This window comes from Psychrobacter sp. I-STPA6b, from assembly GCF_020662265.1.
In the GTDB taxonomy this organism is placed as follows: domain Bacteria; phylum Pseudomonadota; class Gammaproteobacteria; order Pseudomonadales; family Moraxellaceae; genus Psychrobacter.
Window position 1 is genome coordinate 253,144 of record NZ_VEWM01000063.1, and the last position, 22,055, is coordinate 275,198.

Below are 22,055 nucleotides of genomic sequence, written 5' to 3' on the forward strand. Positions count from 1 at the left end.
TTTTAGCTTCCTAAGTTAGTTATTTTTTCAATGCGCGACGAGGACCCTTACGAGTACGCGCATTCGTTTTAGTACGCTGTCCATTGACTGGTAAATTACGACGATGGCGGATGCCACGGTAACAACCCAAGTCAACCAAACGCTTAATATTCATTGAAACTTCACGACGAAGGTCACCTTCTGTCATATAGTTTCCGACTTCAGCACGGATAGCATCTAACTGTGAATCATCCAATTGACTAATTTTAGTCGTAGGCTCAACATTCACTGCTTGCAAAATTTGCTTTGCAGTGGTGCGACCAATACCAAAAATATAAGTCAATGAAATCACAGCGTGCTTGTTATCCGGAATATTTACACCGGCAATACGAGCCATTGATTTCTCTCCAATTACGAAAAATTAGTATTTCCTACAGTAAGTAGACGTCCTAATTGTTCAGATTGATTGCTGTCTATAATAAGAATCTTCATTTAAGAAATAATTCATCTCACTACAAACGACGGCAAGTAGCGGATAATATATTATCCGCTACTAAATTTCAAGGATTAATTAATATAGTTCAAAATTAACCTTGGCGTTGCTTATGACGTGGTTCAGACTTACAAATAACATGAACCTTGCCTTTACGGCGTATAACTTTACAACTACCGCAAATCTTTTTTACAGATGCTTGAACTTTCATTTTAAACTCCTATATGCAAGCCTATTATACTTACATGTTAACGCGGATAAGAAGGGGATTGAATAAGTGTTTGATCATGATACTGATGTGTCATCAAGTGTGCTTGTAGTTGAGAGATGAAGTCCATCACAACAACAACCATAATCAACAATGAAGTTCCTCCAAGATGGAAGGGAATTCCAAATGATGATTGCAACAACATTGGCATCAAACAAATCACAGTCATATAAATAGCACCAATGAATGTCAATCTATTTAATACATGATCTAAATAACGCTGTGTTTGTAATCCTGGACGAATTCCTGGTATATAAGCCCCACTACGTTTCAAGTTTTCTGCTACTTCTCTAGGACTAAAAACCAGTGCTGTATAGAAGTAACAAAAGAATATAATCATCGCACCAAATAACACTAAGTACAATGGCTGTCCAGGTGCTAAAACCAATGACATATTTTGCAAGAATCTTTGAAATAGGCTAGGATCAGCAGAGTCACCAACCCACTGGCCTAAACTTGCAGGAAATAGCAACAATGAACTAGCAAAAATTGCTGGAATCACACCCGCCATATTAATTTTTAATGGTAGATGTGATTGTTGCTGAGCATACACCTTACGTCCTTGCTGTTGCTTTTGTGCATAATTAACAGGAATACGGCGTTGAGCCCTTTCAATATATACAATGCCCGCTGTTACAGCAATACCAAGGATAGAAAAAATTAATAAAACAATTAAGTTCATCTGTCCTTGATTGACTTGTTCAATTGATTGACTAATCATTCCCGGAACACCAGCAACAATACTGGCAAAAATTAGCATTGATATACCATTACCAATACCACGCTCAGTAATTTGCTCACCTAGCCACATTAAGAACATAGCACCAGCAACTAAAGACGTCACTGCTGGTATATAAAATGTGAGTCCAGTCGATAAAGTGAGGTTTTGACTAATCAACCCTGCACACATAAATATTGACTGCACTAATGCTAAAAATAATGTTCCTTGGCGGGTATATTTATTTAATTTACGCCGTCCAGCTTCACCTTCTTTTTTTAAAGCTTCTAACGAAGGCATAACAGCAGACATCATCTGCACAATAATAGATGCAGAAATATATGGCATAATACCCAAAGCCATAATTGACATACGCTCCAAAGCACCACCTGAGAACATATTAAACATACTCAAGATAGTATTTTGATTTCGAGAAAATAAATCAGCAAGACTAACAGGGTTAATACCTGGAACAGGGATATGTGAACCTAAGCGATAAACAACCAATGCCCCAATTAAAAAAAGTAAACGATTCCACAGTTCATCATATTTGCGAATAAACGCAATAGGATTCATTGGAATTGCAGACATTGATTGCTTAGCCATTTAGATTACTCCTCGGTGTCCTCAACTTGACCACCAGCAGCTTCTACAGCTTGCTTAGCACCTTTTGTCAGTTTTACACCTTTAAAAGTATAAGCTTTATCAATCTCACCTGACAAAATGATACGTGCACGTTTCATGTCACCACGAATAATGTTAGCTGCTTTTAAAGTTTCAACACTAACAACATCACCTTCAATTTTCTTCAGCTCAGACAAACGTACTTCAGCAGTTGTCATAGCCAGTTTACTAGTGAAGCCGTATTTAGGTAGACGACGATATAATGGCATTTGTCCACCTTCAAAGCCAGCACGGATACTAGATCCAGTACGTGACTTTTGACCTTTTACACCACGACCACCAGTTTTTCCTAAACCAGAGCCAATACCACGTCCACGACGCTGTGCAGTTTTTTTAGCACCAGCAGCAGGGGCTAATTCATTTAATTTAAGTCCCATTACGCTTCCTCCACTTTTACCATGTAGTTGATGCGATTCACCATACCACGGGTAGAAGGAGTATCTTCAACTTCTACAGTATGACCAATACGGCGTAAACCCAAACCTTTCAAGCATGCTTTATGACTTTTTAGGCGATGGGCACCTGATTTTACTTGAGTAACTTTCATTTTTTTCATCGTAACTCACCTACTCCATTAGCCCAAAATTTCGTCAACAGATTTACCACGTTTTGCAGCAGTTTTCTCTGGAGATGACATATCACGCAAGCCATTAAATGTTGCTTGTACAACATTCGCTGCATTGGTTGAGCCGTAGCATTTTGCCAATACGTCTTGAACACCTGCGACTTCTAAAACAGCACGCATCGCACCACCAGCAATAACACCAGTACCTTCTGATGCAGGCTGCATATATACTTTACTAGCACCATGTCGTGCATTAATTGGATGCTGCAATGTTGCACCATCAAGATCAACTGTAATCATATTGCGTTTAGCAGCTTCTAATGCTTTTTGAATAGCCGCAGGTACTTCACGAGCTTTACCACGACCAAATCCAACGCGACCGTTACCGTCACCAACTACTGTCAAAGCAGTAAAAGAGAATATACGTCCACCTTTAACAACTTTTGATACACGATCAACAGATACTAACTTTTCAACTAAACCGTCTGTTTGTTCAACTTTAGCCATGATTAAAACTCCAATCCATTTTCACGTGCAGCATCTGCTAATGCTTTGATACGACCATGATATTTAAAACCACTACGATCAAATGCTACTTTTGTAATACCAGCAGTCTGAGCACGCTCAGCGATTAATTTACCAACAGCCTTAGCAGCTTCAACATTACCAGTTGTACCTGAACGAAGTGTTTCATCTAAGGTAGAGGCCTGCGTAATTACTTCACCACCTGTTGGAGAAATAATCTGTGCATAGATATGACGTGGTGTACGATTTACAGTTAAGCGATGTACACCTAAGTGCCGAATATGAGCACGTGTTTTCTTTGCTCGACGTAAACGAGCAGCTTTTTTATCAAACATCTTAATTCACCTTATTTTTTCTTAGCTTCTTTACGAACCACATGCTCATCGCTATACATAATACCTTTACCTTTATATGGCTCTGGTGGACGATAGCTACGAATATTAGCCGCTGCTTGACCTAGTTTTTGCTTATCATTTGATTTCAAAACTATTTCAGTTTGGCTTGGCGTTTCTGCTGAAACACCCTCAGGCAATGTGTATTCGATAGGATGAGAATAACCAACGTTTAATGTTACTTTGTTACCTGCTGCTTGCGCACGATAACCAACACCTTTCAATAGAAGGCGTCTTTCAAAACCGTTAGTCACACCTTCTACCATATTGTTCAATAAAGAACGAACGGTTCCAGTATGCATCCAAGCTTCTTTTGATTCAGTTTTTGGTGATAAGATGATTTGTCCATCTTCTTGATTTAGCTCGACCAAATCATGCAGGCGTAAAGACATTGTACCATTTTTGCCTTTAACTTCGACCTGCCGATCGTTCAAAGTAACACTTGCACCATCTGGCAAGGCTACAGGGGCTTTAGCCACACGAGACATAGGAATATTCCTTAAAAATTTACGGTTGTTTTACGAAAACTAACAGGCCTAGGCCTGTTAGTTAATCATATTAAGTTAGCTATTTTATAGGTAATATGAATTTTTTACCAGTGAAATACTTAACTTAATAATATATATAATTTAAATTTAGGCAACAAAGGCAATGACTTCACCACCAATGCCAGCAGCACGTGCAGCACGATCACTCATAATGCCTTGACTGGTTGAAACAATAGCAACACCTAAACCTTGACGTACACTAGGTAAATCATCTTTACCACGATACTGACGAAGTCCTGGACGTGAATAACGCTTTAGTGTTTCAATAACTGGCTTACCTTCAAAGTATTTTAATTCAATGGTTAAGTTAGCTTTACCATTGCCTTCTTCAGTTACTTCAGCTGATCCAATGTAACCTTCTTCTACTAATAAATCTGCGATAGACTTACGTAGTTTAGAGCTTGGCATTTCAACAGAAACTTTTTTTGCCATCTGTGCGTTACGGATACGGGTTAGCATATCGGCAACTGTATCTTGCATACTCATATTATTACTCCCTTACCAACTAGCTTTACGAACGCCAGGTACGTCACCTTGCATTACACGCTCACGAAGCATGTTGCGTGACAAACCAAACTTACGGAAGTAACCATGAGGACGTCCTGTTAGACCACAGCGATTGCGAAGACGTACAGGAGAAGAGTTACGAGGTAAAGACTGCAATTCTAACATTGCATCTAAACGCTCTTCATCACTTGCATTTGAATCACTAATGATATCTTTTAGCTTCGCACGCTTTTCAGCATACTTAGCAACCATTTTCTCGCGTTTTAATTCGCGATTAATCATGCTCTTTTTCGCCATAATGTATTTGTCCTTTAGACTTATTTAAATGGGAAGCCGAATGCTTTTAGTAACGCACGACCCTGCTCATCAGTAGTCGCTGTCGTCGTGATAGTTACATCAAGACCACGAATTCGATCAATTTTATCAAAGTCTACTTCAGGAAAAACAATCTGTTCTTTAATGCCTAGTGAGTAGTTACCTCGACCATCGAACGCTTTTGGTGAAAAACCACGGAAGTCACGGATACGAGGAATTGCAATAGCAATGAGACGATCCAAGAATTCGTACATCTGTTCACCGCGTAGTGTTACTTTACAGCCGATAGGCCATTCTTCACGGATTTTAAACCCAGCAACTGACTTGCGTGCTTTTGTAACTACTGGTTTTTGACCAGCAATTGCTGTCATATCAGCTAACGCACCTTCAAGAATTTTTTTATCTTGAGCGGCACCGCCAACACCCATGTTTAGTGTGATTTTAGTGATTTTAGGCACTTGCATCACATTGTCTAAACCAAGCTCATCTTTGATTTGTTGCTTTAATTGGTCATTGTATTGAGATTTTAATCTTGCCATTACTATTACACCCTTAGTGTCTTACGCAGTCGCCACTTCTTCACCATTTGAGCGATAAACACGTTTTTTTGTGCCATCATCACCAATCTGGTAAGAAATACGATCTGCTTTTTGGGTTTGCGCATTATAAATTGCGACATTTGATATATGTAAAAAAGCTTCTTGTTTAACGATACCACCTTCAGCACCAGTTGCCTGATTTGGCTTTTGGTGTTTGGTTACGATGTTAATACCTTCTACTTTTACACGGTCTTGTTTGACAGATATGATGGTGCCTTGCTTGCCTTTATCTTTGCCAGCAATCACAATCACCGTATCGCCTTTACGTAATTTTGCCATGGGTTACCTCTACAGTACTTCAGGTGCAAGTGATACAATTTTCATAAACTGATCACCACGTAGTTCACGAGTTACCGGTCCAAAAATACGAGTTGCAATCGGCGCTTTATTTTGGTTAAGCAAAACAGCAGCATTATCATCAAAACGCAGTACAGAACCATCTGGGCGACGTACACCTTTTTTAGTACGTACTACCACTGCATTCATCACGTCGCCTTTTTTGACACGACCACGAGGAATAGCTTCTTTTACTGTGACTTTAATAATATCACCAACCGATGCATAACGACGATGAGAGCCGCCCAGCACCTTGATGCACTGAACTCGCCTTGCACCGCTATTGTCTGCAACTTCCAGCATTGTTTCAGTCTGAATCATCGCGTTACTCCATTGATAAGCATTCAAAATTGATGGCTGCAAATATTTATAACCCACCAAAAAGTGGAGTATTATAACAGCAATCAACCTTTTAATGCAATTTCTTAAATTTTTTCCACACTTTCTACAACATCTACCAAAGTCCACGCCTTAGTCTTAGAGATAGGACGAGTTTCTTTGATACGTACGATATCACCTTGCTGGCAGATATTGTTTTCATCATGGGCTTTTATTTTTGTCGAACGACGGATTTGTTTGCCATACATAGGATGACGAATCTGACGTTCTACCAATACCGTAATAGACTTATCCATTTTGTTACTGACAACTTTACCAGTAACCACGCCTACGCTTTGGTTTTGTTCGTTGCTTTCACTCATGAGGCGCCTCTTTGCTTCTCGTTAATCAAAGTCTTAATCTGAGCAATCGTACGACGATTGCCTTTGATTTCATGGGTGTTACCTAACTGACCAGTGGCTTTTGCCATGCGAAGACGAAAAGCTTCAAGCTGCTTTTCATCTAGTAACTGGGTCAGTTCTTCTACTGATTTATCACGTAATTCACTGATCTTCATTACATTATCGTCCGCTTAACAATGGTGGTTTTGAAAGGTAGCTTAGCAGCAGCAAGTGTTAATGCTTCACGAGCAAGCTCTTCTGAGACCCCTTCAATTTCATATAGCATTTTACCAGGCTTAATTTCACAGACCCAGTATTCTACAGGTCCTTTACCTTTACCCATACGAACTTCAAGCGGTTTTTCTGTGATTGGCTTATCAGGAAATACACGAATCCAGATTTTCCCACCACGCTTAATGCGGCGGGTAATGGTACGACGAGCTGCTTCAATTTGACGAGCAGTCATACGACCACGACCGATAGATTTTAAACCAATCTGTCCAAAAGCGACGGTGCTTCCACGATGGGCAAGGCCCGTGTTACGCCCCTTATGCATTTTGCGAAACTTGGTACGTTTTGGTTGTAACATAGTTTACCCTCTGTCTGCGTTTGCTCTGTCCGAATTACGACGATTTCCACGACCACGGCGTTTTGGTGCACGTGGTTTTTCTTCTTTGACAGGATTATAAACACTGTTCATACCGTCAAGAATCTCACCACGGAAGATCCAAACTTTTACTCCAATCGTACCATAAGTGGTTTCGGCACGTACTGATGCATAGTCAATGTCAGCACGTAATGTGTGTAAAGGCACACGACCTTCACGATACCACTCAGTACGAGCGATTTCAGCACCACCTAAACGACCTGATAGCTCAACTTTGATACCTTGAGCACCAGCACGCATACTATTTTGTACAGCACGCTTCATCGCACGACGGAACATGACTCGACGCTCAAGCTGACTAGCAATACCGTCAGCAACCAGACGAGCATCTAAATCTGGTGATGTGATTTCTTCAATATTTACTTGAGCAGGTACGCCCATCATTTTGGTAAGGTGTTTTTGAAGTTTTTCAATATCTTCACCTTTTTTACCAATCACAATACCTGGACGTGCTGTCGAGATGGTGATTTTAGCAGCCCCAGTTGGGCGCTCAATCATGATATTACTCACCATGGCGTTATCTAGTTCTTTACGAAGATATTCGCGCACTTGTAAGTCATTGATTAAGTATTCAGAATACTGCTTTGGACTGGCATACCAGTTAGCATTATGTTTTTTGATAACACCAAGACGAATTCCGATTGGATGTACTTTTTGTCCCATGAGTTATTCTCCTACCTTAACAGTGATGTGACAGGTGCGTTTGCTGATACGATCAGCACGGCCTTTGGCACGTGGTAGGATACGTTTTAGCGTAATGCCTTCATCAACATAGATGGTTGATACTTTTAAGTTATCAATATCTAAGCCATGATTATGTTCGGCATTGGCAATCGCAGAGTCTAAACATTTTTTAACAAAGACTGCGCCTTTTTTATTGCTAAACGCAAGAATATCCAAAGCACGCTCGATAGACTTACCACGTACTTCGTCAGCGACAAGTCGTACTTTCTGTGCCGAAATGGCGGCACCGCGTAGTTTTGCAGTTACTTCCATAATAAGCACCTTATCTCTTAGCTTTCTTGTCAATGCCATGACCACGATATGTACGAGTCGGGGCAAATTCACCTAGTTTATGACCAACCATCTGTTCGCTAATGATAACAGGTACATGAGTACGACCATTATGCACAGAGATAGTGAGGCCAACCATTTGTGGCAGAATCATCGAACGGCGCGACCATGTCTTGATAGGTTTGCGTGAGTTTGTTTCTAAAGCATTCTCAACTTTGGCAAACAAATGCGCATCGATGAATGGACCTTTTTTCAATGAACGAGGCATGAAATTTTTCCTTTATTTCTTCTTGGCGCGACGGCGACGGATGATCATATTGTCAGTACGCTTGTTATGACGCGTTTTAAGACCTTTAGTCTTCTGACCCCAAGGACTGGTTGGGTGCTTACCATTATTACGGCCTTCACCACCACCATGCGGGTGATCTACTGGGTTCATCGCTGTACCACGTACAGTTGGACGAACACCGCGCCAGCGTGATGCACCAGCTTTACCAAGTGATTTTAGGTTATTTTCTGTATTAGAAACTTCACCAATGACTGCTCGGCAATCGACGTGTATACGACGAGTTTCACCTGAACGTAGACGAACGATAGCATATGTTCCATCACGTCCTAATAGTTGAACTGCAGCACCAGCAGAGCGTGCCATTTGTGCACCTTTGCCGATTTTTAGTTCAATATTGTGAATAACAGTACCGACAGGAATGTTTTTAAGTGGTAAACAGTTTCCTGGACGGATTGGTGAGCCTTCACCTGATTGTACAGTATCACCAACGCTTAGTTTTTTAGGAGCAATAATATAGCGACGTTCACCATCTGCATATTTTAGTAGTGCAATATGCGCTGTACGGTTTGGATCATATTCGATACGCTCAACCGTTGCTGGGATGCTATCTTTATTACGCTTAAAATCGATAATACGATAGTGTTGTTTATGACCACCACCAATGTGACGTGTTGTGATACGTCCATTGTTGTTACGACCACCTGATTTGCCTTTTGATTCAACAAGTGGGGCATATGGACGACCTTTGTAAAGGTGTGGATGCACCACTTTTTCAACAAAACGACGACCTGGTGATGTAGGCTTTGCTTTTACGATAGGCATGAGTTGAATCCTTATTCGTTGTTCGCTGTTTCACTAGTAGAGTTTGCAGCATCTGCTACTTCCTCACCAGCATCAGCCATTTGTACATCTTGACCAGCTTTTAGGGTCACATAGGCTTTTTTGTAGTCATTACGACGACCTATTGTGCGACCAAAACGCTTTGTCTTACCTTTAACATTTAAGGTGTTCACTTTGGTGACTTCAACACCTTCAAACATTAACTCGACTGCTTTCTTGATTTCACGCTTAGTGGCATTCGTATCTACTTTAAATACTTGAACACCAAGAGAGTCACCTAACAGCTGAGATTTTTCTGAGAACACAGGCCCTTTTAAGACCTGATAAAGTCTTGCGTTATTCATGCTAGTGCTTCCTCAAATTGTTTCGCTGCGTCTACAGACATGATGACTTTGTCAAACGCAATCAAGCTAACAGGATCTACTTCATTGGCACTAAGTACATTCACATGTGGAATGTTACGAGCGGCCAAGTATAAGTTTTCGTCAACTTCATTGGTCACGATAAGTGCTTTTGGTGCATCTAGTTCAGCTAACTTAGCAACAAGTTCTTTAGTTTTAGGAGCAGAAACAGTAAGTTCTTCTACTAATACTAAACGCTCTTGACGTACTAGTTCAGCTAAAATGCACTGCATAGCACCACGATACATTTTACGGTTCACTTTTTGTGACCAGTCTTGTGGTTTGGCAGCAAATGCACGACCACCGCTACGCCAGATAGGGCTACGGATAGAACCTGCACGAGCACGCCCTGTACCTTTTTGACGCCATGGCTTTTTACCGCCACCAGAGACTTCTGCACGCGTTTTCTGGGCACGCGTACCTTGACGTGCGCCTGCCAAATAGGCAGTAACGACTTGGTGTACTAGGGCTTCGTTGAATTCACGACCAAATGCCGTGTCAGATAGCTCAATCGCCGCACCTGTAACAGTTTTTAAATTCACGTTAATCCCCTTGCTTAGGCTTTGATTGACGGACGTACGATGACATCACCACCATTGGCACCTGGAATGGCACCTTTAATGACGAGTAGACCTTTTTCAGCATCTACTGAAATGACTTCCAATCCTTGCACAGTTACACGCTTGTTACCCATTTGACCTGGCATTTTTTTACCTTTAAAAACACGACCAGGAGTCTGGTTTTGACCAGTAGAACCTAGAACACGATGTGAAACTGAGTTACCATGGGTAGCATCTTGCATGCTAAAGTTATGACGTTTTACGCCACCTTGGAAGCCTTTACCTTTACTCTGACCTGTAACGTCAACTAATTGACCAGTCTCAAATAAGTCAGCTAAGATTTCGCCACCAACTTCACGACCTTCTAAGTCTTTATCTTCTACACGAAATTCCCAAACACCACGTCCTGCTTTAACACCAGCTTTGGCAAAGTGTCCTTTTTGAGCAGCAGTAACACGGCTGTCACGACGCTCACCGGTGGTAACTTGGATTGCTTGGTAGCCGTCTGTGTCTGTCGTTTTTACTTGAGTAATGCGGTTTGCATCGACCTCGACTACTGTTACAGGAATAGATACACCTGCTTCAGTGAAGACTCGGGTCATGCCGCATTTTTTACCGACTAAACCGATCGCCATTTTAAACCTCTTTATATCTTCTATTAATGGATTAGGTATTGAGTACGAATCTGCATTAACCTAATGCGATCTGTACATCAACCCCTGCCGCTAAGTCTAACTTCATCAACGCATCCACGGTTTTGTCGGTTGGTTGCACAATATCAATCATACGCTTATGAGTACGGATTTCGTACTGATCACGGGCATCTTTGTTGACATGTGGCGATGTTAGGACGTTGAAACGCTCGATGCGAGTAGGCAACGGGACAGGACCGCAGACTTGCGCACCAGTGCGCTTTGCGGTATCGACAATCTCTTGTGCCGACTGATCAATTAATCGATGATCAAATGATTTTAGTCGGATACGGATTCTCTGGTTAGCCATGCCAGCAAGCTCCTAATAATTGCTTTTGTCATAAGTAAAGTTATGATGACAAATAGCCGTTTTTGTTAAACATTTACTTTCATCACTCAGTATTCTAAAGGAGATAAAAGCAAAATAAATTTATTCCTTGCCGGCCATTTCCTTATATCGGAAGGCAGCAAAGACTGATAAAATTAGTGTCAGAATCTATGCCCTGACTGTTGTTGCATGTATTTTATTTGTTTAGCTTACAAACAAGCTTTAGCCTTAAGTAGGCTCATACATGCTCACGCAATTTAGTGTCATGTATTATACACGAATATTGAGATAATGCAAGGAGTTATTCTAGATTAAGGAATTGCTAGCTGATTGAGTTTTTCACTGTCCATTAATTGTTGTTCTATCAGACTATTTAATTCATCTTCGCTACGAAATGTACTCAAGTCCTCTTTATACCAGTTTTGTAGCTGTGTTTTACTAATGGTATATCGTTGGCTTGCAAAATTGTAGGTAATCCAGTCAACATTGCGAATTAATGTGAATAAGTAAGTAGCAGTATAAACAACTATTTTCTGACGTTGTTGTAATGTTTGTGCTCCATCATAATTCAATATAATGCCATAAGGTGCTTGCTGAGTTTCTAACTCAAAATTTTTAGAATATCCTGTAACCGAAAGGTTATTTAGGATATGACTCACAGCACTATTATTACCTACATAAGTGCCCTTATATTGAAATAAACCTGTGGTTAAGTTTGGTGTTGTTTCTTTTTCATATACACCTTTATAAACACCGATGATAACCAAAGTAACAAACAATACACCAAAAAGCGTTACTATTAATGGTTTCTGTCTCATTGAAAGCCACCTAGAAAATATGCTTAAACAGCACTGGAAGTCTAGAAATATTGCATTTTAAATATCTCATTAATATAAGAGACTTAGGCGGTCATTTCAGTATATGCAGTGTATGCTATCTACTATTTATGTAAATAACTGTTTTTAAATATATTTGCTATAAATCCAATAGCCCAGGACTAATCTAAAACAATATCATACTGCTCTTGTGTATATAAGTTTTCAACTTCAAAGGTAATTACTCGTCCCACCAGATACTCTAAGTCTGCAACAGTATCTGCTTCACTGGATAATAATAAGTCAATCACGGCTGCATGGGCAACGACTGTAAACTTTCTGGGTGCATTATAGGTGCGAGCACAACGCATGATTTCACGGAAAATTTCAAAACAAACAGTTTCTGCTGTTTTAACAAATCCCCTACCCTGACAAGTTTTACATGGCTCACACAGTTGTTGCTCTAGAGACTCTCGGGTACGTTTACGAGTCATTTCTACCAAACCCAGCTCACTTACTTGGGTGATATTAGTTTTAGCATAGTCTTGTGCCAACTGTTGCTGTAGATTGGCAAGCACATCATCTCTATGCTCTTGCTCTAGCATATCAATAAAGTCAAGGATAATGATACCGCCTAAGTTACGTAGACGTAACTGCCGTGCGATAGCATGCGTCGCTTCTAGATTGGTTTTATAAACGGTATCTTCTAAAGAACGTCCACCAACAAATGAGCCTGTATTCACATCAATGGTAGTCATGGCTTCAGTTTGGTCAATAATTAAATAACCACCTGATTTTAAATCTACACGACGTTTTAATGCATCCTTTAGATCTTCCTCAACTCGATGAATATCAAATATTGGCTGTTCAGATGAATGATAGACAATACGAGGATGAATAAAGGGTACAAATTCTTTAGCAAAATTCACCACTTGTGCATAAGTAATTTCATTATCAACGATGACTTTTTCGGTCTCTGGATGCACTAAATCACGTATGGAACGTAATGGTAATGACAGCTCTTGATAAATCAATACAGAAGTTTGTTGGGTATTTGCTTCATTTTTACGGGCTTGTATGGTACGCCATAGCTGTACCAGATAATAGATATCTTCTTCTAATTTATTGACAGGTACACGTTCAGCTGCGGTTCTAGCAATCAAGCCACCTTGCAAATTCACTGTCTGCATCAACTGTCCCAGCTCTTCTTTTAAGCGGGTACGCTCTTCTTCATTATCAATACGTTGTGAAATACCAATATGTTCGCTAGAAGGAAGATAGACCAGATAGCGCGAAGGCAACGAAATATTTGTTGTCAGTCTAGCACCTTTAGTACCTAGCTGATCCTTTGTTACTTGCACTAAAATTCTTTGCCCTTCTTGTAGCCGATGTTGAATGAGCTCATGTTTCGAAGGTTCTGGGATTGGTCTGCTAGGACGCTTAGTCACTGGACTAAATGTATGCTGTGTTGACTGAGTGATGGCATTACCAACAAGGCTCAATGTATTATTACTCAGACTTTCATTTAATCGGTCATCTTCTAAAGACTGTACAGCTTGTTTTTCTCCAATACTTTCTGTATGTGTAGAAGATTGTTCATCTATTAATGATTCATCTGCTAAGGTAGCATCCGTCATTTGAACATCTGGCAGCTCAGTCAGGGTAGGCGCTGGTCTAGGGATACGACGCATATCATTAACATGTAAAAAAGCCGTTCGAGACTGCCCAATATCAATAAAAGCTGCCTGCATACCCGGTAATACACGTACAACTGTTCCTAGGTAGATATTCCCCACCAAACCCAGCTTATTATGACGCTCAATATATATCTCACCAAGTACGCCGTTGTCTAATACAGCAACTCGCGACTCCATTGGACTGACATTAATGAGCAGCTCTTCTGACATAAAATACCTTAATGATATATTGTATTAATATTATAATAAAAATGACCCTAATATAGAACATTTTGAATAACAACTGATGACTTTATTCCCTATAATAAGAAGCATCAACTATCGACCTGTCATCTAACTATTCACAGTAGTTCAGACTACGAAGCATGGTTTTATAATCATAGCAATAATGGATATATAAACTGTCACCCCATTATAAGCCTAATTTGAGTAACGTATAACACCATGCAACCATCACATAAATACTGGCTATTTTTCATTGCGTTGAAGCAATAGCTCATAGTGTAACAAATGATTTCACCCATTGGCTAGTAAAGCTAGAGTACCCCTTTACATATATAAAAAATATATTCATAACTTGTAGAGAGCAAGAAAAACACTATGCTCTCTTGGACCTTCATCCCATTAGGATAATAACCACAAAAGATACAGCTACTTTTTACTTTCATATAAAATTAGCTAAACTTGCACAAGAAAGCATTAATGAAGGTGTTAATATCTCACTTTTATGAGCTCAACAGCCCCTAATAGCACCTATATAAAATGAGTTTGGATTTTTTCTATCGCTTGCAATACCTGTGCTAATGGTAGACCAACAACATTGGTATAACTGCCATTAATAGATTTCACCCACGCTGCACCACGTCCTTGTATCGCATACCCACCTGCTTTATCACAAGGCTCTCCTGTCTGCCAATAGTCCTGCATCATTTGTTCAGTCAAAGCAATAAAGTTAACTTCTGTTTTTTCTAAAATTAAATCTTTCATCACTATATTAGAGGGATATTGTTGCCTTTTTTCCATAGCAATATTAGCAAGCGACTCTAAAGCATACTTAGACTCGTTATTTTGTTGTTCTATATTTTTTATATTATCACAACCAGTAATCACACTCAGACAAACTGCTGTCCATACCTCATGAGTATTGTCTGACATCTGCTCCCACATTACAAAAGCGTCTTGCTTGTTCTTAGGTTTTACTAATACTGTTTTACCATCTGGTAACACACCAATAGTATCCGCAGTCATGACTAAACAAGGTTGTTTTATCACATTAGCATCAGCACAACACAATTGTGTAACTGCATGGACCATCTTTTGGTGTACCATACGCACTATATAGTCTTGGGGCAATTCATTTGTATAAATACTTTCATCAATCTCCACTGCTAATGTTGAAAATGACACTCCTGCCATATTTAACAGTGACTGTCGGCGAGGAGAGCTAGAAGCCAAAAAGATGGGGAGCATAAAGGATGCCTATAAAAAATAGCAGATCATTATAATGAGAATAAATACTTAGATAGCTCAAAATATGGTATTTATCGAATAAAGCGCTGTAATGATAAATACACAACTGGCCATGTAATCATACTGACTAACATAGATACTGCACTACTACTGGCAAAAATATTTTGTCCAATATACTGTAAAAGCCATAGTACCAATTGAAATATAAATAGACCAAAACAAGCCAACAACCAAGCCATTGTTAAGCTCAATTGTCTTAAGTAAATACTGCTGAGCTTAATGACTAAAGCGACTATAACTGCAGAAAAAGCTTGTTGCCCTAGACGAGTATCTAACAGCAAGTCTGCACTTAGACCAATAATAAAAGCAACAAATACACCAACATATCGAGGCTGGAATATTAGCCAAAATATCAGCACCATAATCAGTGCCATAGGGCGCATACTGACCGTAGAAGTGCTAAAGGGATAAACATTAATGGCTGAGGCAATAATAAAACTAACAACAATTGCCAATATGGTGGATACGGAAGAAGGTGCTAAAGATGATTTGCCCATGACTTCTCCGTATAAATTGTGACTAAACTATTAATGAATAACTAAAGAAGATTTTGGTTAAAAATTAGAATACAAGGCGGGGGTAGATAGTTGGTTAATATCTGTTCCAGATGTATCTATAATTGTCTGCTCAGAGGAGGTATCATTCATTTTATCTTGTAAAATCAACACAAAAGAACTATCCACAAAATTCGCGGCCGGTTTTACACGAATATTCATAAAATTATCATTTTGTTGTGGATCTATATAGGACACTCTACCTACCCTATATCCAGGTGGTACTCTACCTCCAAGACCAGAAGAGACTAGCTCATCTCCTACTCGAACATCAGCCGTCTTAAAAATATAATCCAACTTTAAGGTATCTGGCGTGCCTTGACCTGTTACCACAGCCCGTTGTCCTGTACGCTTCACTGTTACAGCCACAGACTGCTGTTCATCCGAAATTAATAACAAACGACTGGTATTAGGATAAACATTAATAATCTGCCCCAAAACACCATGCTCATCAATTGCGGTTTGCCCTACTCTGACACCATCTCTACTACCTTTATTTAGAACAACAATCTGTTTTAAAGGGTTCGTATCTGTACCAATGACTTGTGCCAAATTTAGTGTATATTGGTCTGGCTTTGTGGTAGACAAAATGCCTTGCAGACGCGCATTTTGCGCTAAAATATAGTCTTGTTGTTGTAATTTTGCCTGTGCATGCATCAACTGCGTCTGTAACTGTACATTTTCTCGACGTAATGACTCTTTACTACTCAAAACACCTTTTTGCCAGTGATTTACAAAGTTTGGTATGGCAGAAAACTGATAAATCGGCTGCATCGCCGCATGGCTAGTACTTCTAATTGGCTCAAACCAATCTGGATTTTTACTATCTAATAACATAAAAACAACTGCTACTAATAATGCAGCTGCGGTTTTGCGTAGAGAAAGAGGCTGGCGTGCAAAAAGGCTAAAAGACATAGTTCGTCCGTAGTGCATGTGTGAACTTTACAATCATATTCACGGATGGTAATCGCAATATCACCATTACCATCCGACTAACTCTTAATAGAACTATACAAAAATCATATTTAGACTTTTATTATTGATAAATGACAACGCCTTACCGCCACCGCGACTAACACAAGTTAATGGATCTTCTGCAACAAATACTGGCAACCCTGTTTCTTTAGATAATAAAACATCTAAGTTGCGCAACAAGGCTCCACCACCAGTTAATACAATACCACGCTCCGCAATATCAGAAGATAGCTCTGGTGGCGTCTGTTCTAACGCAGCTTTAACAGCACTAACAATACCACTTAACGGATCACTAAGTGCTTTCTGTATCTCTTCTGAAGTCACAGTTAGTGTCTTTGGCACACCCTCAGCCATGCTGCGCCCACGCACCTCTACTTCAAGTTTTGCATTTTCATCTATTGCCGATCCAACTTCTTGTTTAATACGCTCAGCAGTTGTTTCTCCAATCACACAACCATGTGTACGACGGACATGAGTAATGATGGCTTCATCAAATAAGTCACCACCAATACGAATAGAGTCAGCATAAACACAGCCTGACAAAGAAATAACGGCAATTTCAGTTGTACCACCACCAATATCAACTACCATTGAACCACTGGCTTCATGTACTGGCATATCTGCACCAATAGCAGCAGCCATTGGTTCTTCTAATAGTAAGACCTTATTTGCCCCAGCAGAAGTCACAGCTTCACGTATTGCTCGGCGCTCTACCAATGTAGATTTACAAGGTACACATACCACAACATTGGGTTGTGCAAAAATACGCTTAGCTTTTACTTTTTCAATAAAGTGCTTCAGCATCTTTTGCGTTACTTCAAAATCTGCAATCACACCATCTTTTAAAGGACGAATGGCAGTAATGTTATCCGGTGTCCGTCCCAACATTTGCTTGGCATCAATACCTACAGCAGCAACCGTTGGGTTTTGGGTACGATTACTTCGCAATGCAACCACCGTTGGCTCATCGAGAACCACACCTTTTCCAGGTGTAAAAATTAAGGTATTTGCAGTACCAAGATCAATGGCAATATTATTTGATAAAAATCCAAACAGGTTCATGAATCATCTTTCCAGCATCTTTCAAGTGGTGAGGGCAAGGAGTTTTTTAACTTCTAACTAAGACATCTCAAATTTCATAGCTATATCAGCAATATACATTCAATAAAATGTGTCGAATGCTTACAGCTTATCACAATAATGTAAATACATAAGCCTATCAATATAATACTTACCATGAGATTTGTCTGACCATATCTTAACTGCTATGATTAAAAAATCAATCAAATAAAACTAATAATCATCTCTATATAACAGTCAAACCTAATAATATAAGGCTTTGGCAACCATTTCATATAATAAACAGTATGTGATAAGCGATACCAATCATCTCCTAAAGAAATTTTTTAAGATAATCAGCTCTGATGATACAGCCAAACTCAAGTGAAGTTGTGACAGTTTATAAGACTTTTCTTACTTAAATCATACAATCAACTTAATTTGACCATAAAACAAATGTACACTTTATCCAAAGTCATCTGTATTAACCAGTCAAATTTTTCTAGTTTTGAGATAGAATCAGAAATTGCGCCAAATTATAGCGAGAAATGAGATAAAAATCATATAAAATTCATAGATATTTTGATGAATAGACATAGATATGGTACTAATTTGCAACATCATATTTCTAAGTGAGTGTTATTACTTAGTTTTATAACAGGATGGTTGAAATAAAATGATAATGATTCTTATTAAAATATAGATGCAGTACCAACTATAAACATCATTTTGTTACACTATCTATTAGAATATTAAGAGCCATATTCACATTTCTTTGAGCTGGTCCTTGGTTTGACGCCAAAGTCATAGCATAATAGACAGCTTTAACAATTCAAATAAGTCATTTTTATAGCGAGTAAGGTATGAGTACCCAAAACCAAGAAAGTAATCTTGATTCTGTCAACACTGATGATATTTTAAACGTCGCTAAACTATCACGTTTGGGCATTGATGAAACCACTGCCAGCAATTATGCCAAAGATATTGATAAAATACTTGGTATGATGAAAACCATTAGTAATGTAAATACCGATGATTTAGCACCACTTGCCAATGTGCATGAGGCTTGCCAAGAGTTGCGAGCCGATGTAGCAAATGCAGATATTGACCGTGAGCTTAATCAGTCGGTCGCCCCTGCGGTTGAGCAAGGCTTATATTTAGTGCCACAAGTGATTGAGTAAGAGTTAGCCAAAAGAATTTATATTAGCAACATATTTTATCCTTAATAAAAAATAATGGATTGTACCCCTATGTCAGATTTACACACCCTTTCAGTTGCCAAACTTATCGAAGGTTTGCAAAGTAAGCAGTTTAGCAGTGTTGAATTAACCAATCACTTTTTGCAACGTATTGACACCTTTGATAAGCAAATTAATAGCTTTATCACCGTTACTAAAGAGCAGGCATTAGAGCAAGCCAAATCTGCTGATAAACAGCTTGCCGAAGGTGATAAGCGTCCGTTACTTGGCGTACCGATGGCTCATAAAGATATTTTTTGTACCCAAGGGGTGCTGACCACTTGTGGCTCAAAAATGTTGCATAATTTTGTTGCCCCTTATGATGCCACCATTGTAAAAAATATTAATGAGGCAGGTGCGGTGTGTCTAGGCAAACTGAATATGGACGAGTTTGCGATGGGTTCAGATAATGAAAGCTCCCATTATGGGGCGGTGCATAATCCTTGGGATTTACATCGTGTCCCTGGTGGTTCATCTGGTGGCTCTGCGTCGGCGGTATCGGCAGGGTTTGTACCATTTGCGACAGGAAGTGATACAGGTGGTTCAATCCGTCAGCCTGCGTCATTTTGTGGTTTGACAGGGATTAAGCCGACTTATGGACGGGTGTCTCGCTTTGGTATGATTGCTTATGCCTCAAGTCTTGACCAAGCCGGTACGTTTGGGCGTTCGGCAGAAGATTGTGCTTATTTGTTGCAACCAATGGCAGGACATGACCCTCGTGATGCGACTTCGATTAACAAAGAAGTGCCTGATTATGTGCAAGCGTTGCAACAGGCAGGACAGCAAGCCAGTGGCAATGATAAACCATTAGCAGGATTGCGAATTGGCATTGCAAAAGAGTATTTTGGGGCTGGGCTAAATGCCGATGTAGAAAAACAGGTGAAATCTGCCCTAAAACAATATGAGGATTTGGGGGCAACGATTGTTGAGGTGCATATTACTGACCCTGAAATCACGTTAGCAACTTATTATATGCTTGCCCCTGCTGAGGCATCATCGAATTTATCGCGTTTTGATGGGGTGCGGTTTGGTTATCGCTGTGAAAACCCTAAAGATTTGCATGACCTTTATACCCGCTCACGCTCAGAAGGTTTTGGTGATGAGGTGCAACGCCGTATTTTGATGGGGACATATGCGTTATCAGCAGGTTATTTTGATGCCTATTATGTGAAAGCTCAAAAGGTACGCCGTTTGATTGTCAATGATTTTAATAAGGCATTTGAGCAGTGTGATGTGATAGCCAGCCCCACTGCCCCAACTACCGCTTATCCGCTGAATACGGCGGTTGACCCAATTACCATGTATTTGGGTGATGTTTATACGATTGCAGTTAATTTGGCGGGCTTACCTGCGATTAGTATGCCAGCAGGGCTTAGCGATGAGGGCTTGCCTGTGGGTTTACAGTTGATTGGTAAACATTGGGACGAAGAAAAGCTGTTATCAACGGCTCATATTTTCCAACAGCATACGGATTACCATACGTTGTTATCAGGGATTGCTAAGCAAGAGGCTTGATAGTGGCAAATCGTTTGCATAAGACAGTCCAAATAATGGTTAATAAGCATAAGGCACACCAACGCTTTAAAACCAGAGCTAGGCAAGGTGATGTTGAGCGTGGTTTGGCATTGTTGCAAAAGGCAATGAGTAAATAAAAATATGTGTAGGTTAATTTTTGCTAGTTTGCCCTATTTACCACTTGACTAGAAGTCACAATAATCATGAGGGATATTATGGAAATTGCTCTTGAAAAACTACCAATAGAAGAACGTGTATCTCTTGTTTGGGATATTTGGGATAGCATTGCAGATGACCCGAACAATGCCCATAATTTACCCTTAGATGATAATCAAAAACAAACCTTAGATAAGCGTTTGGCAGATATCGAACAACAAGGGTTTCAAGGTAGAGATTATCAGGACGCTCTGACTAAATTGCGAGAAGGCTTATCAAACTCAGTAGCTAATTCGGTAACCAGCTCGGTAACTAATAATGAGTGTTAAACTGTTAGTCAGTGAGCAAGCAGAACAAGATATGATAGAGCTTGCTCACTGGTATGAAAATCAACAAGTTGGATTAGGCAACCGTTTTATTGATGAGCTTGAAAATACTTTTAAAATTATTCAGAACACACCACAAATATATGTGGTTGTTTATCGCGATGTGCGACGAGGATTATTGAGAAAATTCCCTGTAATGGTGCTTTATTTAATAGACAATCATACAATTCAAGTGATTGCAATTATGCATGCAAGCCGTAATCCTCTACGTTGGCAAGCTAGAGTTGATTTATAGCCCATATTTTATAGCTAGTAAGTTTTGGAAAGGTTACGCTATTGCTAACCTTGCCCTACGGTTTCTACTTATTTTAAGAGAAATAAGCGATGACACAACAAATTACGATAGAGCTTGATGACAAGGTATATCAATCATTAAGCCAACAAGTCGGGCAGGATAATTTAGCTACTTTCTTTAAAGAGATAGCTGAACGATATTCTATGGCGAACTCAACTACAAAAGTCACAGATTTTAAAAATCCACTTCATCAAGACTCTAATATAAGTGGGGTATTTGATGAGTTTTTTGGGGTATTAACTAGCGATAAGTCTGTGTCATTGGCTGATATGGATAAGGCTATTGCTCAACGTTGTTAATTACAAAGGAAATTATACAATAGCAACTTTAGCCTCGTTTGATATCGATCTAGTGCCTGCATACTAGTGAAACTGATGATATAAATTAAATATTAGA

At 39.6% G+C, this 22,055-nt stretch carries 35 protein-coding genes; 5 read left to right on the forward strand and 30 right to left on the reverse strand.

Annotated features, from left to right (window positions below; translation table 11 throughout):
* Positions 1-19 precede the first annotated feature (19 nt).
* From rpsM to FHK88_RS06490, 30 genes are all read right to left on the reverse strand, one after another.
* Positions 20-376 (reverse strand): 30S ribosomal protein S13, encoded by a 357-nt coding sequence (gene rpsM / locus FHK88_RS06345; RefSeq protein WP_227429896.1) that lies wholly within the window; start codon positions 374-376, stop codon positions 20-22.
* Between the two features lie 190 nt (positions 377-566).
* Positions 567-683: a 50S ribosomal protein L36 gene (gene rpmJ, locus FHK88_RS06350; RefSeq protein WP_227429897.1), complete on the reverse strand. Its 117-nt coding sequence runs from the start codon at positions 681-683 to the stop codon at positions 567-569.
* A 37-nt stretch (positions 684-720) separates the two neighbouring features.
* Positions 721-2,049, reverse strand: coding sequence for a preprotein translocase subunit SecY (secY, locus tag FHK88_RS06355; protein ID WP_413680462.1), 1,329 nt, complete (start codon positions 2,047-2,049; stop codon positions 721-723).
* Positions 2,050-2,069: 20 nt separating this feature from the next.
* Positions 2,070-2,519, reverse strand: coding sequence for a 50S ribosomal protein L15 (rplO, locus tag FHK88_RS06360; protein ID WP_227429899.1), 450 nt, complete (start codon positions 2,517-2,519; stop codon positions 2,070-2,072).
* On the reverse strand, positions 2,519-2,698 hold the full coding sequence (rpmD, locus tag FHK88_RS06365) for a 50S ribosomal protein L30 (RefSeq protein ID WP_227429900.1): 180 nt from the start codon (positions 2,696-2,698) through the stop codon (positions 2,519-2,521). Before rpmD ends, rplO begins: the two co-directional genes overlap by 1 nt.
* Positions 2,699-2,716: 18 nt before the next feature.
* Positions 2,717-3,214 (reverse strand): 30S ribosomal protein S5, encoded by a 498-nt coding sequence (rpsE, locus tag FHK88_RS06370; protein WP_227429901.1) that lies wholly within the window; start codon positions 3,212-3,214, stop codon positions 2,717-2,719.
* Between the two features lie 2 nt (positions 3,215-3,216).
* Positions 3,217-3,567, reverse strand: coding sequence for a 50S ribosomal protein L18 (gene rplR, locus FHK88_RS06375; RefSeq protein ID WP_227429902.1), 351 nt, complete (start codon positions 3,565-3,567; stop codon positions 3,217-3,219).
* Between the two features lie 11 nt (positions 3,568-3,578).
* Positions 3,579-4,112 carry a 50S ribosomal protein L6 gene (gene rplF, locus FHK88_RS06380; RefSeq protein ID WP_227429903.1) on the reverse strand — a complete coding sequence of 178 codons (534 nt, stop codon included), beginning with the start codon at positions 4,110-4,112 and terminating at the stop codon, positions 3,579-3,581.
* Positions 4,113-4,259: 147 nt separating this feature from the next.
* Positions 4,260-4,658, reverse strand: a complete 399-nt coding sequence (rpsH, locus tag FHK88_RS06385) for a 30S ribosomal protein S8 (protein WP_227429904.1) — start codon at positions 4,656-4,658, stop codon at positions 4,260-4,262.
* Between the two features lie 12 nt (positions 4,659-4,670).
* Complete coding sequence (gene rpsN, locus FHK88_RS06390) at positions 4,671-4,976, reverse strand: 30S ribosomal protein S14 (protein ID WP_227429905.1); 306 nt, start codon at positions 4,974-4,976, stop codon at positions 4,671-4,673.
* Positions 4,977-4,996: 20 nt separating this feature from the next.
* Positions 4,997-5,533 carry a 50S ribosomal protein L5 gene (gene rplE / locus FHK88_RS06395; RefSeq protein WP_227429906.1) on the reverse strand — a complete coding sequence of 179 codons (537 nt, stop codon included), beginning with the start codon at positions 5,531-5,533 and terminating at the stop codon, positions 4,997-4,999.
* Between the two features lie 21 nt (positions 5,534-5,554).
* Complete coding sequence (gene rplX / locus FHK88_RS06400) at positions 5,555-5,872, reverse strand: 50S ribosomal protein L24 (protein ID WP_227429907.1); 318 nt, start codon at positions 5,870-5,872, stop codon at positions 5,555-5,557.
* Between the two features lie 9 nt (positions 5,873-5,881).
* Entirely contained in the window at positions 5,882-6,250 is a 369-nt protein-coding gene (gene rplN / locus FHK88_RS06405; RefSeq protein ID WP_227429908.1) for a 50S ribosomal protein L14, read from the reverse strand.
* 104 nt (positions 6,251-6,354) lie between these two features.
* Positions 6,355-6,630 (reverse strand): 30S ribosomal protein S17, encoded by a 276-nt coding sequence (gene rpsQ, locus FHK88_RS06410; protein WP_227429909.1) that lies wholly within the window; start codon positions 6,628-6,630, stop codon positions 6,355-6,357.
* Entirely contained in the window at positions 6,627-6,824 is a 198-nt protein-coding gene (gene rpmC / locus FHK88_RS06415; RefSeq protein WP_227429910.1) for a 50S ribosomal protein L29, read from the reverse strand. Before rpmC ends, rpsQ begins: the two co-directional genes overlap by 4 nt.
* Positions 6,824-7,237: a 50S ribosomal protein L16 gene (rplP, locus tag FHK88_RS06420; protein WP_227429911.1), complete on the reverse strand. Its 414-nt coding sequence runs from the start codon at positions 7,235-7,237 to the stop codon at positions 6,824-6,826. Before rplP ends, rpmC begins: the two co-directional genes overlap by 1 nt.
* A 3-nt stretch (positions 7,238-7,240) precedes the next feature.
* Positions 7,241-7,978: a 30S ribosomal protein S3 gene (rpsC, locus tag FHK88_RS06425; RefSeq protein ID WP_227429912.1), complete on the reverse strand. Its 738-nt coding sequence runs from the start codon at positions 7,976-7,978 to the stop codon at positions 7,241-7,243.
* A gap of 3 nt (positions 7,979-7,981) precedes the next feature.
* Positions 7,982-8,311, reverse strand: a complete 330-nt coding sequence (gene rplV / locus FHK88_RS06430) for a 50S ribosomal protein L22 (RefSeq protein ID WP_227429913.1) — start codon at positions 8,309-8,311, stop codon at positions 7,982-7,984.
* Positions 8,312-8,321: 10 nt separating this feature from the next.
* On the reverse strand, positions 8,322-8,597 hold the full coding sequence (gene rpsS / locus FHK88_RS06435; RefSeq protein WP_227429914.1) for a 30S ribosomal protein S19: 276 nt from the start codon (positions 8,595-8,597) through the stop codon (positions 8,322-8,324).
* Positions 8,598-8,609: 12 nt separating this feature from the next.
* Positions 8,610-9,440, reverse strand: a complete 831-nt coding sequence (gene rplB, locus FHK88_RS06440) for a 50S ribosomal protein L2 (protein ID WP_227429915.1) — start codon at positions 9,438-9,440, stop codon at positions 8,610-8,612.
* 11 nt (positions 9,441-9,451) lie between these two features.
* Complete coding sequence (gene rplW / locus FHK88_RS06445; protein WP_227429916.1) at positions 9,452-9,802, reverse strand: 50S ribosomal protein L23; 351 nt, start codon at positions 9,800-9,802, stop codon at positions 9,452-9,454.
* A complete protein-coding gene (rplD, locus tag FHK88_RS06450; protein WP_227429917.1) occupies positions 9,799-10,401 on the reverse strand; it encodes a 50S ribosomal protein L4 in 603 nt (200 codons plus the stop codon). Before rplD ends, rplW begins: the two co-directional genes overlap by 4 nt.
* Positions 10,402-10,415: 14 nt before the next feature.
* A complete protein-coding gene (gene rplC / locus FHK88_RS06455; RefSeq protein ID WP_227429918.1) occupies positions 10,416-11,054 on the reverse strand; it encodes a 50S ribosomal protein L3 in 639 nt (212 codons plus the stop codon).
* Positions 11,055-11,109: 55 nt separating this feature from the next.
* Positions 11,110-11,421 (reverse strand): 30S ribosomal protein S10, encoded by a 312-nt coding sequence (gene rpsJ, locus FHK88_RS06460; protein ID WP_003656991.1) that lies wholly within the window; start codon positions 11,419-11,421, stop codon positions 11,110-11,112.
* A gap of 329 nt (positions 11,422-11,750) precedes the next feature.
* Positions 11,751-12,257, reverse strand: a complete 507-nt coding sequence (locus FHK88_RS06465; protein WP_227429919.1) for a DUF4825 domain-containing protein — start codon at positions 12,255-12,257, stop codon at positions 11,751-11,753.
* 179 nt (positions 12,258-12,436) lie between these two features.
* Positions 12,437-14,161: an Rne/Rng family ribonuclease gene (locus FHK88_RS06470; RefSeq protein WP_227429920.1), complete on the reverse strand. Its 1,725-nt coding sequence runs from the start codon at positions 14,159-14,161 to the stop codon at positions 12,437-12,439.
* A gap of 543 nt (positions 14,162-14,704) precedes the next feature.
* The gene (locus FHK88_RS06475) at positions 14,705-15,421 is read right to left on the reverse strand and encodes a Maf family protein (RefSeq protein ID WP_227429921.1); all 717 of its coding nucleotides are present in this window, start codon (positions 15,419-15,421) and stop codon (positions 14,705-14,707) included.
* Between the two features lie 71 nt (positions 15,422-15,492).
* Entirely contained in the window at positions 15,493-15,978 is a 486-nt protein-coding gene (gene mreD / locus FHK88_RS06480) for a rod shape-determining protein MreD (protein WP_227429922.1), read from the reverse strand.
* Between the two features lie 57 nt (positions 15,979-16,035).
* Complete coding sequence (gene mreC, locus FHK88_RS06485) at positions 16,036-16,950, reverse strand: rod shape-determining protein MreC (RefSeq protein ID WP_227429923.1); 915 nt, start codon at positions 16,948-16,950, stop codon at positions 16,036-16,038.
* Positions 16,951-17,043: 93 nt separating this feature from the next.
* Positions 17,044-18,072: a rod shape-determining protein gene (locus tag FHK88_RS06490; protein WP_227429924.1), complete on the reverse strand. Its 1,029-nt coding sequence runs from the start codon at positions 18,070-18,072 to the stop codon at positions 17,044-17,046.
* Between the two features lie 860 nt (positions 18,073-18,932).
* Between FHK88_RS06490 and gatC the strand changes: the two genes are divergently transcribed.
* The 5 genes from gatC (at position 18,933) to FHK88_RS06515 (ending at position 21,958) form a co-directional block, all read left to right on the forward strand.
* Positions 18,933-19,250, forward strand: a complete 318-nt coding sequence (gatC, locus tag FHK88_RS06495; RefSeq protein WP_227429925.1) for an Asp-tRNA(Asn)/Glu-tRNA(Gln) amidotransferase subunit GatC — start codon at positions 18,933-18,935, stop codon at positions 19,248-19,250.
* Between the two features lie 69 nt (positions 19,251-19,319).
* On the forward strand, positions 19,320-20,822 hold the full coding sequence (gatA, locus tag FHK88_RS06500; RefSeq protein WP_227429926.1) for an Asp-tRNA(Asn)/Glu-tRNA(Gln) amidotransferase subunit GatA: 1,503 nt from the start codon (positions 19,320-19,322) through the stop codon (positions 20,820-20,822).
* Positions 20,823-21,037: 215 nt separating this feature from the next.
* The gene (locus tag FHK88_RS06505) at positions 21,038-21,307 is read left to right on the forward strand and encodes an addiction module protein (protein ID WP_227429927.1); all 270 of its coding nucleotides are present in this window, start codon (positions 21,038-21,040) and stop codon (positions 21,305-21,307) included.
* Positions 21,297-21,599: a type II toxin-antitoxin system RelE/ParE family toxin gene (locus FHK88_RS06510; RefSeq protein WP_227429928.1), complete on the forward strand. Its 303-nt coding sequence runs from the start codon at positions 21,297-21,299 to the stop codon at positions 21,597-21,599. The genes FHK88_RS06505 and FHK88_RS06510 overlap by 11 nt, the downstream gene beginning before the upstream one ends.
* 89 nt (positions 21,600-21,688) lie before the next feature.
* Complete coding sequence (locus FHK88_RS06515) at positions 21,689-21,958, forward strand: hypothetical protein (protein ID WP_227429929.1); 270 nt, start codon at positions 21,689-21,691, stop codon at positions 21,956-21,958.
* Positions 21,959-22,055 lie beyond the last annotated feature (97 nt).